The following is a 14,572-nucleotide window of genomic DNA, read 5'->3' on the forward strand; positions in this document are numbered from 1 at the left end:
GTTAATCCATCTAATTCCTTCAGTCGTGCAGTTTGAGGAGCAGCAGGTGTACTTTTTCCACTTATTATTATTTCGAAGCATGATCAACTACTACCACTAGCCTCCGCACTCGTATGATGCTGATCTGGCAGCATAGATTGCGGGGTTTCTGACAGGGAACGAAGGAGAATTCGATGAGTGACTTGAAGGTATATCAATATCCCAAATGCAGCACCTGCCGCAGCGCAGTGAAATGGCTGAAGGAGCAGGGGCATGAGCTTAACATCCAGCATATTGCCGAGCAGCCGCCTACCGTAGAGGAGCTGCGCGTGCTGGTGAAGAACAGTGGACTGCCGCTGAAGAAGTTTTTTAATACGAGCGGTGAAGTATATAGAGAGCTTGGCCTGAAGGACAAACTGGCTGATCTTAGCGAAGACGAGCAGCTTGCGCTGCTGTCCGCCCACGGGATGCTGATTAAACGGCCGGTCGTCACGGACGGCAAGCAGGTTACGGTCGGCTACAAAGAGGATCAGTACGCTGAAGCCTGGAGCAACGCCTAAATTACAGAATACAAGGAGAGGTTACACATGAGCACAGAAACAGAAATGAAGGGCCGGGTAATGATCGTTGATGGAATGGCTCTGCTGTTCCGGGCTTTTTATGCTACCTCTTATGGAGGATATATCCGCAAGACCAGCGCCGGGCTTCCGACGAATGCGGTGTATGGATTTTTGCAGTATTTTTTCGACGCGGTAAGTACGTTTGAGCCTTCACATGTGGTCTGCTGCTGGGATATGGGCAAGGGCACGTTCCGCTCGGAGAAGTATGACGGCTATAAGTCCAACCGCATTGACGCCCCGCTGGAGCTGATTCCGCAGTTCGATCTGGTGAAGGAAGTGGTGGCTGAGCTGGGCGTGCCGAATATCGGTCTGGTGGGTTATGAGGCAGATGACTGCATCGGTACACTGGCTTCGTGCTATAGCGGGGAGTCGGAGGTCTATATTCTCACGGGTGACCACGATATGCTGCAGCTGGTGAATGACAGTGTCAAGGTCGTGATTATGAAAAAAGGCCGCTCCAACTACAAAGTGTATGATCCGGCGGAACTTTTGGCTGAACGGGGACTTACTCCTGCGCAGGTGATCGACCTGAAGGGCTTCATGGGCGACACCAGCGATAATTATCCCGGTGTGAAGGGCATAGGCGAGAAGACCGCAACCAAGCTGCTGACCGAATACGGTACGGTGGAAGGTGTGATCGAGAACCTGCATCTGCTGCCCAAAGGCGTACGGGCCAAAATCGAAGCTGACCTCGACATGCTGCATCTCTCGCGGGAGCTGGCGGAAATCCGCTGCGATGTACCGGTGGTCTGTGAACTGGCGGACTGTCTGTGGTCGCTGCAGCGGGATAACGCGGCACGCAAGTTCAACGAGCTGGAGTTCGGCAGCCTGATGCATCTGATCGGCGGGATCGCCGAGGTCCGGGATGACCGGGGAATCGTACAGATTGAACTCGGAGATTTGGGCTGAAGCAGCACGATAGAATTAGTACAAAAGACAGTAATGCTCACCTATTTGGGAGCAATACTGTCTTTTTTAAATAGAAGAATTTATATGTTTCACATGATAGATTATCCTTCAATTTCTCGCTGAAACGAATGCCGTCCTTTAAGAGGACGGCGAAGCCTTGTCTACTTGCGGGTGAAGATGTATACAGCGTTGTCCTCGGACGGCGGCAAGATGAGGCGGGATAATTCCTCATTCAGCTCCATGTCAAAATCTTTGGCATTGTAGTAGGAATCAAAATCACCGGTTATCGCAGGGTCACGGGTACCAATAACGATGTACATCTCCACAGAACCGGAGTGAAAGACATGCTTCTCGTAAGGGTTGCCGGGGACCGGCCATGAACAGATGACAACCTTGGGAGCATAGCGGTTCAATGCGGTTTTGGCGTCTGCTCGTACTACATGAGCGGGATAAGAGATATAGTGTGCCCAGCTATAATCATCGGTTGCTGTGCATGGCGTACCGTTATCGTTCAAGAATCCGGTTAATGTGCCGTCACCCGCAGCGATCTCCAGACACTCGCGATCACCAATCAAAGCGGACAGCTGCTTGATTAAAGGCTTGGAATAGAAACAATATATCCCTTGTTTATTAACAAGCGGCATTAGAATTTTGGGGTTGATGATCAGTTTCCAGAATACCCGGAACAGGATGAGAGATACGGGCTTGCGAACAAGCTTTTCCCGGAACAGCAGTCTTTGCAGAATGAAACCATCCCATAGATTGAAGCGCACGGGTCCGGTAGAGGTCTCCGAAGAAACTGCAAATTGCAGCTGTTCAATCAGATAAATCGCAAAGCGGGCCTTGATAATATGGGGAAGAAAGGTGTTGATGGTGGTTTGATTGAAGCCACTTTTGACAATTTTATTCTTAGCAATGGTTGCACTGCTTGTATATTTCCGGAGTGAATGCTGAATGAGGTTGGATCGTCCACGGCTGGATAAGGCATTGATCTCAAGCAGCACCTCGTCTTTGTATTCAGGGTATTCTGACAAAAGCGTGCGGGTATCAACTTCATTCCTCAGAATCTGCTCGGCAACAGTTTTATTGAATGTCTGCATGGTTGTCTCCTAGTTCAAATGACAATGCCGTCGCAATGATCCACCTCATGCTGGATGACCTGCGCCGCAAATCCTGTGAACTTCTCATAATGCTTCTTGAAATTATAGTCGAAATATTCTACCTCAATATAGTCGTATCGTTTCGTTGTGCGTACACCTTCAAGCGACAGACAGCTTTCCTCGGCTTCATAAGGACGGGCGCGCTTCTTGATCACCGGATTGATCATTGGGATGGTCAGCTGATGCTCGATGCGGATGGCGATGATGCGCTTGTTGACACCGATCATATTAGCAGCCATGCCGACACATCGGTCTGAATTGGCGCGCAGGGTTTCCACAAGATCCATTAACACCATCAAATCCTTGTCCGTCGCCGGAGTGGACCGCTGGCTTAGTATCGTTACATCTTTACAAATAGGTCTGATCATCATACTCTCCATTTGTGCGTTATTTGTGTGTTAATAATATCATTTTTTGCCGGGAAGTGAAATGCGGGGGGCACTGTGTGCTGTGCAAGATAAAGATTGACGAACCGGAGGAAGCTTGACTATAATATTAATATAAGTGTTAAATGATTAACAAATATATTAACCTAAAGAGGAGCGTTAACTTCCCATGGCAGAACGCATTGTACTGAACACCGACATCCGCAAAGGTAAGATTGACCGCAACATCTACGGACATTTCGCTGAGCATCTTGGACGCTGTATCTATGAAGGCATCTGGGTGGGCGAAGATTCCCCAATTCCGAACACTAAGGGTATCCGCAACGACGTAGTGGAAGCGCTTAAGGAAATGAAGATTCCGGTACTTCGCTGGCCGGGCGGCTGCTTCGCCGATGAATACCACTGGAAGGACGGTATCGGCCCGAGCGAAGAGCGCAAGCGTATGATTAACACACACTGGGGCGGCGCGGTAGAGAACAACCATTTCGGTACGCATGAATTCATGCTCCTCTGCGCGATGCTGGAATGTGAGCCGTACATCAACGGTAATGTAGGTAGCGGAACCGTGCAGGAGATGTCCGAATGGGTGGAGTATTTGACCTTTAACGGCGTATCCCCGATGGCTGAGCTGCGCCAGAAGAACGGCCAGGAAGAGGCCTGGAGTGTAACTTACTTCGGCGTGGGCAATGAGAACTGGGGCTGCGGCGGCAATATGCGTCCTGAATATTATGCTGATCTGTACCGCCAATATCAGACGTATGTACGTAACTATGGAGACAATAAGATTCACCGGATCGCCTGCGGGGCGAATGCGGATGATTATAACTGGACGGAAGTATTGATGCGCGAAGCTACCCGCTTCATGGATTCCCTTACTCTGCACTACTACACCCTGCCGACTTCCGATTGGGCGAATAAAGGTGCGGCTACCGGCTATGGAACGGATGAATATTTCAACACCTTGAAGAAGGCGCTGTTCATGGATGAGCTGGTGACCCGTCACAGTGTCATTATGGACAAATACGATCCTGAGAAAAGAGTAGGCCTGATCGTCGATGAATGGGGCACCTGGTATGATGTAGAGCCGGGTACGAACCCGGGCTTCCTCTACCAGCAGAACACGATCCGCGATGCGCTGGTGGCCGGCTTGACGCTGAATATTTTCCACAAGCACAGTGACCGTGTGCGGATGGCAAACATTGCACAGACCGTTAACGTGCTGCAGGCTGTCATTCTGACCGAGGGCGAGAAAATGCTCCTGACTCCAACCTATCATGTATTCAACATGTACAAGGTGCATCAGGATGCAGAATTGCTGGAGCTGACTGTAGACAGCCCGGTATACAGCTATGAAGGCGTAGAGATTCCTGAAGTATCGGCTTCGGCTTCAGTCAATGCTGAGGGCATCATTCATGTCAGCCTGTGTAACCTGAATCACGCTGCACCGGCAGTATTGCCGCTGGAGCTGCGCGGACTGGCTGGACAATCAGCAACCGTAAGCGGTACTACACTTGCCGGATCTTCCATTGATGCTCACAATACCTTTGAGCAGCCGGAAGCTGTAAAGCCGCAGGCGTTCAACGCCTTCAAGCTTGAAGGCGACACGTTGACTGTAGAGCTGCCGCCAATGTCGGTAACTGTACTGGAAATTACTCCGAAAGCGTAAGGAGAGTATCAGCATGACAACCACTTCAGCCTGCAAGGGATGCCGGGAGGAGTACAAGGTAACGGACGCGCAGATTGCCCGGATTCTGGCCTCGTCCATGTTCAACCCCGGCAATTCCGCTTCAGACGAGGTTTACGCCGAGCGGCTTGCCCTTTGCGGGACTTGCCCCAAGCTGCAGGATGGCGTGACCTGCACCGCCTGCGGCTGTATTATACCTGTCGTGGCCCGGCTGAAGGCCCGCAGCTGTCCGTTGCCGGGCGGCGGGATGTGGCAGCCGGTCAAGGAATGACGGCTGGGGTAAGCGGCTGAGCGGGTAGAAGATAGCGGATAGAAGATAGCGGATAGAAGATAGAGGCAATGCCATATGAACACCTCCAACCTGCATAATTGCAGCGGGTTGGAGGTGTTTTTGGTTTGCAATGGGAAGTCTGATAGCCTTCCATTGAAGATAGGGGGCGAAATCAGAAGGATATAGGATTCGGGAGCTGCCGGAGGCAGGCTGGGAGGAGACGGTAGTTGGCTGATAGGGTCGGAAGGGGACGGTAGAGAGAGCTGAAGGAGAAGCAGAAAAGAGACAAGGGAGAAACCAAGGAGTAAACAAAGAAAATAAGGGGGAATAAGGCGAGAAGCCGAGGAGAATCAAAGGAGAAACCAAGGGGAAATAAAGTGAGAAACCAAGGAGAAACCAAGGAGAAATAAAGTGAGAAACCAAGGAGAAACCAAGAGGAAATAAAGTGAGAATCCAAGGAGAATCAAAGGGAGAAATCCCTCTGGTATAGCGGAAAGTGGACTGGATGAGGAAATGAGAGGGAGAAATCCCTCTGGTTCAGCGGAAAGTGGGCCGGATGAGGAAATTAGAGGTATAAATCCCTCTGGTCCAGCGAAAAGTGGACCGGATGAGGAAATGAGAGGGAAAAATCCCTTTGGTTCAGCGGAAAGTGGGTCGGATGAGGAAATGAGAGGGAAAAATCCCTCTGGTTCAGCGGAAAGTGGGCCGGATGAGGAAATGAGAGGGAGAAATCCCTTTGATCCAGCTGTAAGTGGGCTGGAGGAGGAAAAGAGAGGGAAAAATCCCTCTGGTATTGCGGAAAGTGGGCTGGAGGAGGAAATGAGAAATGAAAATCCCATTGGTTCAGCCGAGTGTGGCGTAAGGAGAGTAATAAGGAGCACAAGTGCACCCGAATTCCCCGGACGCGGGCCAAATGAGCAAAATAAGGAGCACTAGTGCACCCGAATTCACTGGACGCTGCCCTAATGAGCCAATGAGGAGCACAAGTGCACCAGAATTCACCGGACGCGGGCCAGATGAGCCAATGAGGAGCACAAGTGCACCAGAATTCACCGGACGCGGCCCAAATGAGCCAATAAGGAGCACAAGTGCACCAGAATTCACCGGATGGCGGCCAAATGAGCCAATGAGGAGCACTAGTGCACCAGAATTCCCCGGACGCTGCCCAAATGAGCCAATAAGGAGCACAAGTGCACCAGAATTCACCGGACGCTGCCCAAATGAGCGAATAAGGAGCACAAGTGCACCTCAATTCACCGGACGCTGCCCAAATGAGCCAATGAGGAGCACTAGTGCACCAGAATTCCCCGGATGCGCGCCAAATGAGCAAATAAAGTGCACAAGTGCACCAGAATTCACTGGACGCAGGCCAAATGAGCCAATGAGGAGCACAAGTGCACCTCAATTCACCGGACGCTGCCTAAATAAGCCAATAAGTAGCACAAGTGCACCTTATTACGCCCCATGCCACCAGATGCAGGCGAATGGAGAAGCAACTTCTAGATGGAAGCGGGCAGGTCGGCAGCAGTGTCCGTATAAAAAAGTTCAAAAACTAGATCCTCGTTATAATTACCGAATCCCTTGCCGAACAGCGTAAGACCGCCGATATGCTCGGCATTCTCCTCAACCGAGAGTCTGAAGGTCCACTGTTTATTACGGATACCTACCTGATCCAGAGTAACCTCGGACAGCTTCTGTCCATCCATGAAGGTGCCAGCCTTGGTAATCCGCAGCTGCTTGAGCAGCCCGTATTGGTTCGTAAGCGCTGGCCACCAGGCCGGGGTATATTTACCCGGATTATCCCCGTAGTCGCCGGGGCTTGTCCAGAAGCCGAGAGACTGCCCGTTCAGGGTGAAGGTAATGTCCGAGGGCCAGTTATTGTTGACGGACGGGGCTTCGGAAGCAATCTCCATGGTGATCGCAAGCTCCTCCGGCATCTGGCTCGACAGCAGGAAATTCGGAATTTTGTATTCCACGAACCCCTTGCCGAACCACAGGATACCGGCATTCACCCGCTCCTGATCCCAGAAATAACGGGGATCGTCGAAGTGGCCGATGACCCGCTCCGTTGTAGACAGTCCGCAGGTAGGTTCAATCTGGAAGTCCGAATAATGTCCCACCGGAATCTCCTTGCGGTACCCCCTGCGCGGGGTCCGGGCTTGTCCGGGAAACACAATCTCCGCTCCGTCGGCGGCGAGCGTACAGATCTTCTGCAGGCCGCTTTTGCCGGGAGCCATATGGCTGCGGATAAGCCCTGCCGCTTCCAGCTTGCGTACATGCATCGTCATAATGGCGCTGCTAAGCTTAAGGGCTCCGGCCAGCTCCTTCACGTTCATGGGGGTATCGGACAGCAGCCGCAGCATGTGCAGGCGCACCGTGCTGGATAAAGCTTCGTATACGGGCAGTGATTGTTCGGTTAGATCAAGTTTCATCGGATGCCTCCACGCTCAGGTTATATAGTTAATAATTATATTACTCAAACAAACTTTCTACAAGCAAATGAATGCAATGGATAGCTTATTGGGCTGCCTTTCCAATTTATATCACAGACAGGCTAATCTCTGTCCGCTATGATGTAGGATGAATTAGCGATGAAACAAGGTGCTCTTGCCCCGACGGGCAAGGGATAACAGGGAATCGGGTGCAAATCCCGAGCGGTCCCGCCACTGTAAGGAAGAGCTGAACTTCATGAGGTCACTCGGGAATCCCGGGGAAGACGAAGTCCACAGCGCCGGTATTCCAAGCCAGGAGACCTACCTTGTCGACGCACACCACGACTCTACGCGGATAGGAGCGGTGTACGGATAGGTTAATGAGATGAAGCGTTCTGCCCTGAAGGACCGGAGGAATCTTGAGTTTAGAGAGGACACCCGGTTTATAGCTGCTGGCTACAAGGACACGGCCCAAGTGATGGGACGATGAAAAGCACCTTGTTCCGTTTAGCTACGGACTGCGCGCTCTATCAACTTGCCTGCGTACATACACTTCCCACCCATCAGGGTGGGTTTTTTTTGGGAAGATAAGAATGTATATGCTCCGCGCATGAACATTCCTTATCTTTCCCGCTGAAACGGATTGCGTTCTCTTGAAGGATGGCGCAGCCGGTTCTGTTTGAACTTGCAAGGATGTACAGAAACTCAAAAACATGGAGGCTGACAAATGAAGAAGCGTAGTTTTTGGAGCTTTGCGGCACTGGTTGCCGGATTTACCATGTACTTTATGTTGAATGAGCCGGGTACGGCCCGGGCCATGCACATTATGGAAGGGTTCCTGCCGGTAGGCTGGGCCGTGTTCTGGTGGGCGGCGTTCATACCGTTCTTCGTGCTGGGGATCATCAGGCTCAGAGCCATGACCCGGGAGAATCCGGAACTGAAGCTGCTGCTGGGTCTGGCAGGGGCGTTTACCTTTGTACTGTCTGCGCTCAAAATGCCTTCCGTAACTGGAAGCAGCTCCCATCCCACCGGTACCGGACTTGGTGCTGTGATGCTGGGGCCGCTCCCGATGGGCGTGATCGGCTCTATTGTCCTGCTGTTTCAGGCGGTGCTTTTGGCGCATGGGGGGATCACTACGCTGGGTGCCAATGCGTTCTCGATGGCGGTGGCGGGTCCTTTTGCCGGATATGCCGCGTATAAGCTGATGATGAAGCTGCCGGAACGGGAGAAGCTGGCCTTGTTCTGTGCCGCAGCCGTAGCGGATCTGAGTACGTATGTCGTGACTTCCTTTCAGCTTGCGGTGGCTTTTCCGGCGGCGGATGGCGGTGTTCTGGCCTCTTTTCTCAAATTCGGGGGAATCTTCGCCGTCACGCAAATCCCGCTGGCTGTCAGTGAGGGGCTGTTGACCGTATTGCTGTGGAACTGGCTGAAATCGTATAGCCCGAATGAATTGTCGCTTCTGAAGCGCAAGGTGAACGGAGGAAGAGCCTGATGAGCAATAAGTGGAAAAACGGATTGATGCTGCTGGCCGTTGTCCTGCTGTGTGTGCTGCCGCTGCTGCTCGTGGAGGGGGAATTCGGCGGGGCCGATGATGCAGCCGAGGGAGTAATTACGGAGCTCAATCCTGACTATAAGCCCTGGTTCAAGCCGCTTGCCGAGCTGCCGGGGGAGACGGAGAGTATGCTGTTCGCCTTGCAGGCAGCAATCGGTGCCGGAGTGATCGGTTATACCCTGGGGCTGCTGAAAGGAAAGCAAGGCGGGACGAAGCAGAATAGCAGCAAGTGATCAGACGGATTGACGTTCTGTCCTATAATAACGCGCTCAGGCTGCTGTCTCCCATGTGGAAAAGCGCATTCGCAGCCCTGATGTTCCTGCTCTCCTATACCGTGCATCCATTGCTGCAAATGGCAATCACCTTATGGATGATGTCGTGGTGTATTCTGCAGGCCAAAATTCCCTTCCGTGCCTACGGACTGCTGTTTGGTACAGCGCTGCTGTTCTACGGCCTGAGCATCCCGGCCCTGCTGGTGGAATTCGGGCATCCGGCAGCGGGGCAGGCGGGTGTATTCCAGCTTCCGGGCCTGCCTCTGCCGGTATATATCACAGCGGCAGGACTACAGCGGGCCGGAGAACTGCTGGCCAGGATCTCGGCCTGTATGAGCTGCTTCTTCTTCCTGATGTTCACTACGCCGTTCAGTGAACTTCTACAGGTACTCCGCAGGCTGCGGATGCCGCAGATTGTGCTGGAGCTGATGCTGATTATGTACCGGTTCCTGTTCCTGCTGACAGATGCGGCGCACGGGCTATTGCTGGCCCGGAGGCTGCGTGGAGGCCGTAGGGGGTACAAGGCGAAGCTGCGGGAGACTGCGGCTATGGCGGGAGCGCTTTTTGGCAACACCATGCACCGTTATTATGGATTATCGCAGGGGCTGCTGGCCCGCGGATTCACTGATGAGATTATTCTGCCGCCCTATAGCGCGCCCCCTGTGCCGCGGCGTTATGCTGTCCAGGCGTATGCCGGGATAGCAGTGCTGGTGCTGGCGCAGCTCTGGCTGTGGGTGCGGGGGTGAAATTTGGCCAAATCACATTAGAGGAGTAAGTAATGGATATGGAATATAGTCTGGCTTTTGACGGGGTGATGTTCCATTACCCTGACACGAAGGAGCTCGCGCTGCATGAACTGACACTCTCCATTCCCAAAGGCAGCAAGACGGCGGTGCTTGGTCATAACGGCTCGGGCAAATCAACGTTATTCCTCCATGCCGTAGGCATACTGCGTCCCCAGAGCGGCAAGGTTCTACAGGGAGGCAAGGAGTTATCCTACGCCAAAAAGGAGCTGGCTGCGCTGCGGCGGAGGGTGGGCCTGGTCTTTCAGGACCCGGAGCAGCAGCTGATCCTGAGTACACCGCTGGAGGATGTGTCGTTCGGACTGCGCGGGAGCGGCATGGATGAACCGGCTATCGCTGCACGCTGCCGGGAGGTCATGGAGCTGCTGAATCTGGCTGAGCTGGGTCATAAACCGATTCACCAGCTGAGCCTGGGCCAGAAGAAGCGCACCGCCCTCGCCGGTATAATGGCCATGGAGCCGGAGCTGATTCTGCTGGATGAGCCGACCTCGTATCTGGACCCTTTATCGGAGCTGCAGATGCTGAAGGGTCTTGAAGCTATACATGCTAAAGGTACAACTGTGGTTATGGCTACACATGACATGGATCTGGCTTACCGCTGGGCGGACTGGATTATTGTACTGGATCACGGAATGTGCCGGGCAGAGGGAACACCGGAGGAGATTTTTGCCGGAAGGGAGAAGCTGGAGGCGATCGGGTTGAGACTGCCGCTGCTGGCTGACTTATGGTACAGCCTGCCTGCAAGTCTGACCGGTGGGCAAAGCGCCCCCCGCACAGCCGGGGAATTCAAAGCACGGCTCCATCCACTGCTGAAGCTTGAACACAGTTATTTATGAACGGGGGAAGAAGGATGAAGAACCAAGGGAAACTGCTGATTATCGGCTTCGGCCCCGGAGCGCTGGAGCATATTACCGGCCGGGCACTGGCTGCCCTCGAAGAGAGTGAAGCGGTAATCGGCTATAACACTTATGTGGAGCTGATCCGGCCGCTGCTGCGGCACCAGGAGATCGTGGGCACGGGGATGACTGAGGAGGTCAGCCGGGCCCAGGAGGCCGTGCGCAGAGCCGAAGCCGGACAGAAGATTGCGGTAATCTCCAGCGGCGATGCCGGTGTCTATGGAATGGCCGGTCTCGTCTATGAGGTACTCATGGAACGGGGCTGGAACCGCAAGGAGGGTGTGGAGGTGGAGGTGATTCCGGGAATATCGGCGATTCAGTCTTGCTCGTCTCTGCTTGGGGCGCCGATTATGCATGATTCCTGTATGATCAGCCTGAGTGATCATCTAACTCCCTGGGAGAGCATTGCTGCACGTGTGGAAGCGGCGGGGGCTGCGGATTTCGTCATCGCCTTCTACAATCCCAGCAGCGGCAGACGGACGCGGCAGATCGAAGAAGCGCGCAACATCCTGCTGCGCTACCGTGATCCGGCTACACCGGTCGGCATTGTCAAAAGCGCCTACCGTGACCGTCAGCAGACGATCGTAACGACGCTGCAGGATATGCTGGAGCATGAGATCGGCATGCTCTCGACAGTTGTGGTCGGCAATTCTGCGACCCTTGTCTATGAGGGGCTCATGGTTACGCCGCGCGGCTATGAACGCAAGTATAGTCTTGGCGCGCAGACGCAGACGCTGAAGCCGCATGAGCGGCTGCGCACGGCAGCAGAGCCTTGGTCGCTGGCTGCGGCGGAGTCCGGCCGGGCGGAGGAAGCGGCTGCTGCGGGAGGGATTGAAGGAGCAGAGGTAGGAAGCATGGCTGCTGCGCGCGGACTGGAGATTGCTCCCCCCATCGGCAGCCGCAGCTTCAGCGGCATCCAGTTGAAGCTGCTGGCGGAGCTGGCAGGGGATGAGGGGCAGCTGAGCTATACGAAGGACGGATGGTTTTGGCTGCACGGAAGCCGGTGTGAAGAGGCTGAGGCAGGAGCAAGGCTGATAGAGGCTGGATTGAATGTAAGTCTCCCTGGAGATTACATAAAAGTGAAGACCTGCGGGTTCTGCGAGCTGCGCAAAAGCGGGGCGTTAAGCGCAGCCGCACGCCTGCACACCCAACTGCACGGACTCGCTGCGCCCAGAGAGCTGCACATCAGTGTGGCTGGCTGTGGTATGGCCTGCAGCTCGGCTGTTCTGGATGACATCGGTCTCGTGCTGTCACGAGGCAGCTATGAGCTCTATCTGGGCGGGAAGAAGTCCGGCCGGGCAGCCCATGCCGGTGTTCTGGTCCGTGAAGGGATGAACGAAGAGGAAGCAGTTACAGCTGTCGCTGCGGCCCTGGAAGACTACAGAATCCATGGACGGGAGAAGGAACGGTATCATGCTTTTTGGGAACGGATGAACAGCACAAGAGGAGCTATCAATGAACAGGACAGCTTAGAAGGAGCGCAAACGATGAGAACTGTACTGCTGGTCGGACACGGAAGCCGGATTCAAGCGGGAAATGATGAGCTGCTGGAGTTCACCCGTCTGCTTGCGGCGCGCAGGCCGGAGCTTAAGGTTGAGACCTGCTTCATAGAGTTGGCCTCACCTTCCATAGCTGGCGGGATTGCCAGATGTGTGGAGAGCGGTGCGAAGCAGATATATATTGTACCGATTATTTTATTCGCGGCAGGTCATTCCAAGCTGGACATTCCGATGGCGATTGACGAGGCCAAGCTGAAGTATCCCGGTGTGGAGTTCATCTACGGGCGTCCGCTTGGAGTACAGGACCGTGCTGTAGATATATTGCTGGAGCGGATTCGGGAAGCAGATACGCTGTCGCTTCCATTGGTGCAGGAGAAGACGGCTGGCGGAATGGGCCTGGACCTGCACCTGCACGGGAAAAGTCCATCCACAATAGAGAATAAGGATACCATCGTGCTGCTGATGGGACGCGGGGGAAGTGACCCGGATGCCAACAGCGATCTCTATAAGCTGAGCAGAATGCTCTGGGAGAGAACCGGCTACCGCAGCGTGGAGAGCTGCTTCATTGCCATTGCTAAGCCATCGCTGCCGGATGGACTCGAACGCTGCCTTGCGCTGGGAGCGCGCAAGATTATAGTTATCCCCTATCTGCTGTTCACCGGAGTGCTGATGAAGCAGTTTGCAGAGCGGGTCTCGCAGTTTGCAGCAGAGCATCCCGAGCTTGAAGTGGAGATTGGCGGCACGCTGGGCGCACATCCGCTGCTTGTTGATATGCTGGCAGAACGGATCGACGAGACGCTGGAGGGACGGTCCTTCAGCAATTGCGATAACTGCAAGTTCCGCGATGAAGCTTCGCTCCATCACCACCATCACCACGGTGAGGATGGGCATGGGCACGGACATCACGGGCACGGGGATCACGGGCATGACGGGCATGGGCATCACGGGCACGGGCATCACGGGCATGGGCATCACAGTCATGAGGAGCACGGGCACCACAGCTATGGGGAGCATGAGCACCATAGCCATGGGGAGCAAGGGGATCATGGGCACGGAGATCACGGACATGGTCACGGGCATCACAGTCATGAGGAGCACGGGCATCACAGCTATGGAGAGCATGAGCACCATAGCCATGGGGAGCAAGGGGATCATGGGCACGGAGATCATGGGCATGGGCACGAACATCACGGGCACGAACATCACGGGCACGAACATCACGGTCACGGGGATCATGGTCACGGGCATCATGGGCGGCATGATGTAACGGAGACGGCGGCTCCGGCGGACAGCCCGGGGCTTCGCCAGCCGCGATGATCTTCATGTTATGCGGTACCAGCGACGCCCGGGAGCTGGCGCTGAACCTGTCGCGCCAAGGCCTGGAGCTACAGGCCAGTGTCGTGACGCCCAGTGCGGCTGAACGTCTGGAGGACGCAGCGATCCGCACCCGGGTCGGCAGGCTGGATAAGGCAGCCATGATCTCGCTCCTTCAAGGTGGCGGGTATCGTGCCGTGGTCGATGGCAGTCATCCTTTTGCGCTGGAAGCCCATGCCAATGCTAGGGGAGCCGCTGCTGAGGCGGGCTTGCCGTACTTCCGCTACGAGCGGCAGAGTCTTATCTATGACAGCCATCCCCGGCTGATTCTAGTGCATTCCTATGAAGAGGCTGCGCACAAGGCCAAGGAGCTGAAGGGCTCCATTATGCTGACCACCGGCGGCAAGACCCTGGGGGTTTTTGCAGAGGAGCTGCTGGGAGATCCGGATATCCGGCTGACGGTCAGGCTGCTGCCTTGTCTGGAGAATCTGGAGAAGTGCCTGAGGCTTGGCATTGAGCAGCGGAATATTATAGCGCTTCAGGGCCCTTTTAGCAGAGAAATGAACGAAGCGCTCTATCGGCAGTACGGTACGCAGGTGATGATTACCAAGGAGAGCGGGGCCGAAGGCTCGGTGGATGAGAAGCTGTATGCCGCGCTGGATATGGGTTTGTATGTGATTCTGATTATGCGGCCGGGAGTGTGCTTTGGAGACAGCGGGAAGGTATTTGATTCTTTTGACGAGATTACAGCTGCCGTGAAGACTGCGCTTCTAATGACAAGGGAAGAGGGATGAA

The 14,572-nt window shown here is 54.4% G+C and carries 13 protein-coding genes, 2 pseudogenes and 1 riboswitch; of the genes and pseudogenes, 12 read left to right on the top strand and 3 right to left on the bottom strand.

Annotated elements, in window-relative coordinates:
* The first annotated feature begins 173 nt into the window (after window positions 1-173).
* Together KDC22_RS08825 and KDC22_RS08830 are read left to right on the top strand one after the other, a co-directional pair.
* The gene (locus KDC22_RS08825) at window positions 174-539 is read left to right on the top strand and encodes an arsenate reductase family protein (RefSeq protein WP_211722760.1); all 366 of its coding nucleotides are present in this window, start codon (window positions 174-176) and stop codon (window positions 537-539) included.
* A 27-nt stretch (window positions 540-566) separates the two neighbouring features.
* Window positions 567-1,508, top strand: a complete 942-nt coding sequence (locus tag KDC22_RS08830) for a 5'-3' exonuclease (RefSeq protein ID WP_211722761.1) — start codon at window positions 567-569, stop codon at window positions 1,506-1,508.
* A 161-nt stretch (window positions 1,509-1,669) separates the two neighbouring features.
* On the opposite strand, the gene KDC22_RS08835 is transcribed toward KDC22_RS08830, so the two are convergent.
* Both KDC22_RS08835 and KDC22_RS08840 read right to left on the bottom strand, forming a co-directional pair.
* On the bottom strand, window positions 1,670-2,608 hold the full coding sequence (locus tag KDC22_RS08835; protein WP_211722762.1) for a hypothetical protein: 939 nt from the start codon (window positions 2,606-2,608) through the stop codon (window positions 1,670-1,672).
* A gap of 14 nt (window positions 2,609-2,622) precedes the next feature.
* Window positions 2,623-3,039 carry a peptide deformylase gene (locus KDC22_RS08840; RefSeq protein ID WP_211722763.1) on the bottom strand — a complete coding sequence of 139 codons (417 nt, stop codon included), beginning with the start codon at window positions 3,037-3,039 and terminating at the stop codon, window positions 2,623-2,625.
* A 184-nt stretch (window positions 3,040-3,223) separates the two neighbouring features.
* Between KDC22_RS08840 and KDC22_RS08845 the strand changes: the two genes are divergently transcribed.
* The 3 genes from KDC22_RS08845 (at window position 3,224) to KDC22_RS08855 (ending at window position 5,945) form a co-directional block, all read left to right on the top strand.
* On the top strand, window positions 3,224-4,720 hold the full coding sequence (locus KDC22_RS08845) for an alpha-N-arabinofuranosidase (RefSeq protein WP_211722764.1): 1,497 nt from the start codon (window positions 3,224-3,226) through the stop codon (window positions 4,718-4,720).
* A 13-nt stretch (window positions 4,721-4,733) separates the two neighbouring features.
* Window positions 4,734-5,009: a DUF6171 family protein gene (locus tag KDC22_RS08850; RefSeq protein WP_211722765.1), complete on the top strand. Its 276-nt coding sequence runs from the start codon at window positions 4,734-4,736 to the stop codon at window positions 5,007-5,009.
* 513 nt (window positions 5,010-5,522) lie between these two features.
* Window positions 5,523-5,945, top strand: coding sequence for a hypothetical protein (locus KDC22_RS08855; protein WP_211722766.1), 423 nt, complete (start codon window positions 5,523-5,525; stop codon window positions 5,943-5,945).
* 563 nt (window positions 5,946-6,508) lie between these two features.
* Here KDC22_RS08855 and KDC22_RS08860 read toward each other — a convergent pair.
* Window positions 6,509-7,441, bottom strand: coding sequence for an ArsR/SmtB family transcription factor (locus KDC22_RS08860; RefSeq protein ID WP_211722767.1), 933 nt, complete (start codon window positions 7,439-7,441; stop codon window positions 6,509-6,511).
* A 150-nt stretch (window positions 7,442-7,591) separates the two neighbouring features.
* Window positions 7,592-7,784, top strand: a riboswitch (cobalamin riboswitch).
* Between the two features lie 384 nt (window positions 7,785-8,168).
* Here KDC22_RS08860 and KDC22_RS08865 point away from each other — a divergent pair.
* The 7 genes and pseudogenes from KDC22_RS08865 to cobK all read left to right on the top strand — a co-directional run bounded on the left by KDC22_RS08865 (window position 8,169) and on the right by cobK (window position 14,571).
* Window positions 8,169-8,933 (top strand): energy-coupling factor ABC transporter permease, encoded by a 765-nt coding sequence (locus tag KDC22_RS08865; RefSeq protein WP_211722768.1) that lies wholly within the window; start codon window positions 8,169-8,171, stop codon window positions 8,931-8,933.
* A complete protein-coding gene (locus tag KDC22_RS08870) occupies window positions 8,933-9,226 on the top strand; it encodes an energy-coupling factor ABC transporter substrate-binding protein (RefSeq protein ID WP_173138021.1) in 294 nt (97 codons plus the stop codon). The genes KDC22_RS08865 and KDC22_RS08870 overlap by 1 nt, the downstream gene beginning before the upstream one ends.
* Window positions 9,223-10,011 (top strand): cobalt ECF transporter T component CbiQ, encoded by a 789-nt coding sequence (cbiQ, locus tag KDC22_RS08875; protein WP_211722769.1) that lies wholly within the window; start codon window positions 9,223-9,225, stop codon window positions 10,009-10,011. The genes KDC22_RS08870 and cbiQ overlap by 4 nt, the downstream gene beginning before the upstream one ends.
* Before the next feature lie 32 nt (window positions 10,012-10,043).
* A complete protein-coding gene (locus KDC22_RS08880) occupies window positions 10,044-10,904 on the top strand; it encodes an energy-coupling factor ABC transporter ATP-binding protein (RefSeq protein ID WP_211722770.1) in 861 nt (286 codons plus the stop codon).
* 14 nt (window positions 10,905-10,918) lie between these two features.
* Window positions 10,919-12,418 (top strand): annotated as a pseudogene (cobJ, locus tag KDC22_RS33985) (precorrin-3B C(17)-methyltransferase); the annotation flags it as partial.
* 69 nt (window positions 12,419-12,487) lie between these two features.
* Window positions 12,488-13,780, top strand: a pseudogene (locus tag KDC22_RS33990) (sirohydrochlorin chelatase); the annotation flags it as partial.
* A complete protein-coding gene (gene cobK, locus KDC22_RS08895; protein ID WP_211722771.1) occupies window positions 13,777-14,571 on the top strand; it encodes a precorrin-6A reductase in 795 nt (264 codons plus the stop codon). The pseudogene KDC22_RS33990 and the gene cobK, both read left to right, overlap by 4 nt.
* Window position 14,572: the final 1 nt, after the last annotated feature.

The organism is Paenibacillus tritici, assembly GCF_018207515.1.
Lineage (GTDB): Bacteria > Bacillota > Bacilli > Paenibacillales > Paenibacillaceae > Paenibacillus_AQ > Paenibacillus_AQ tritici.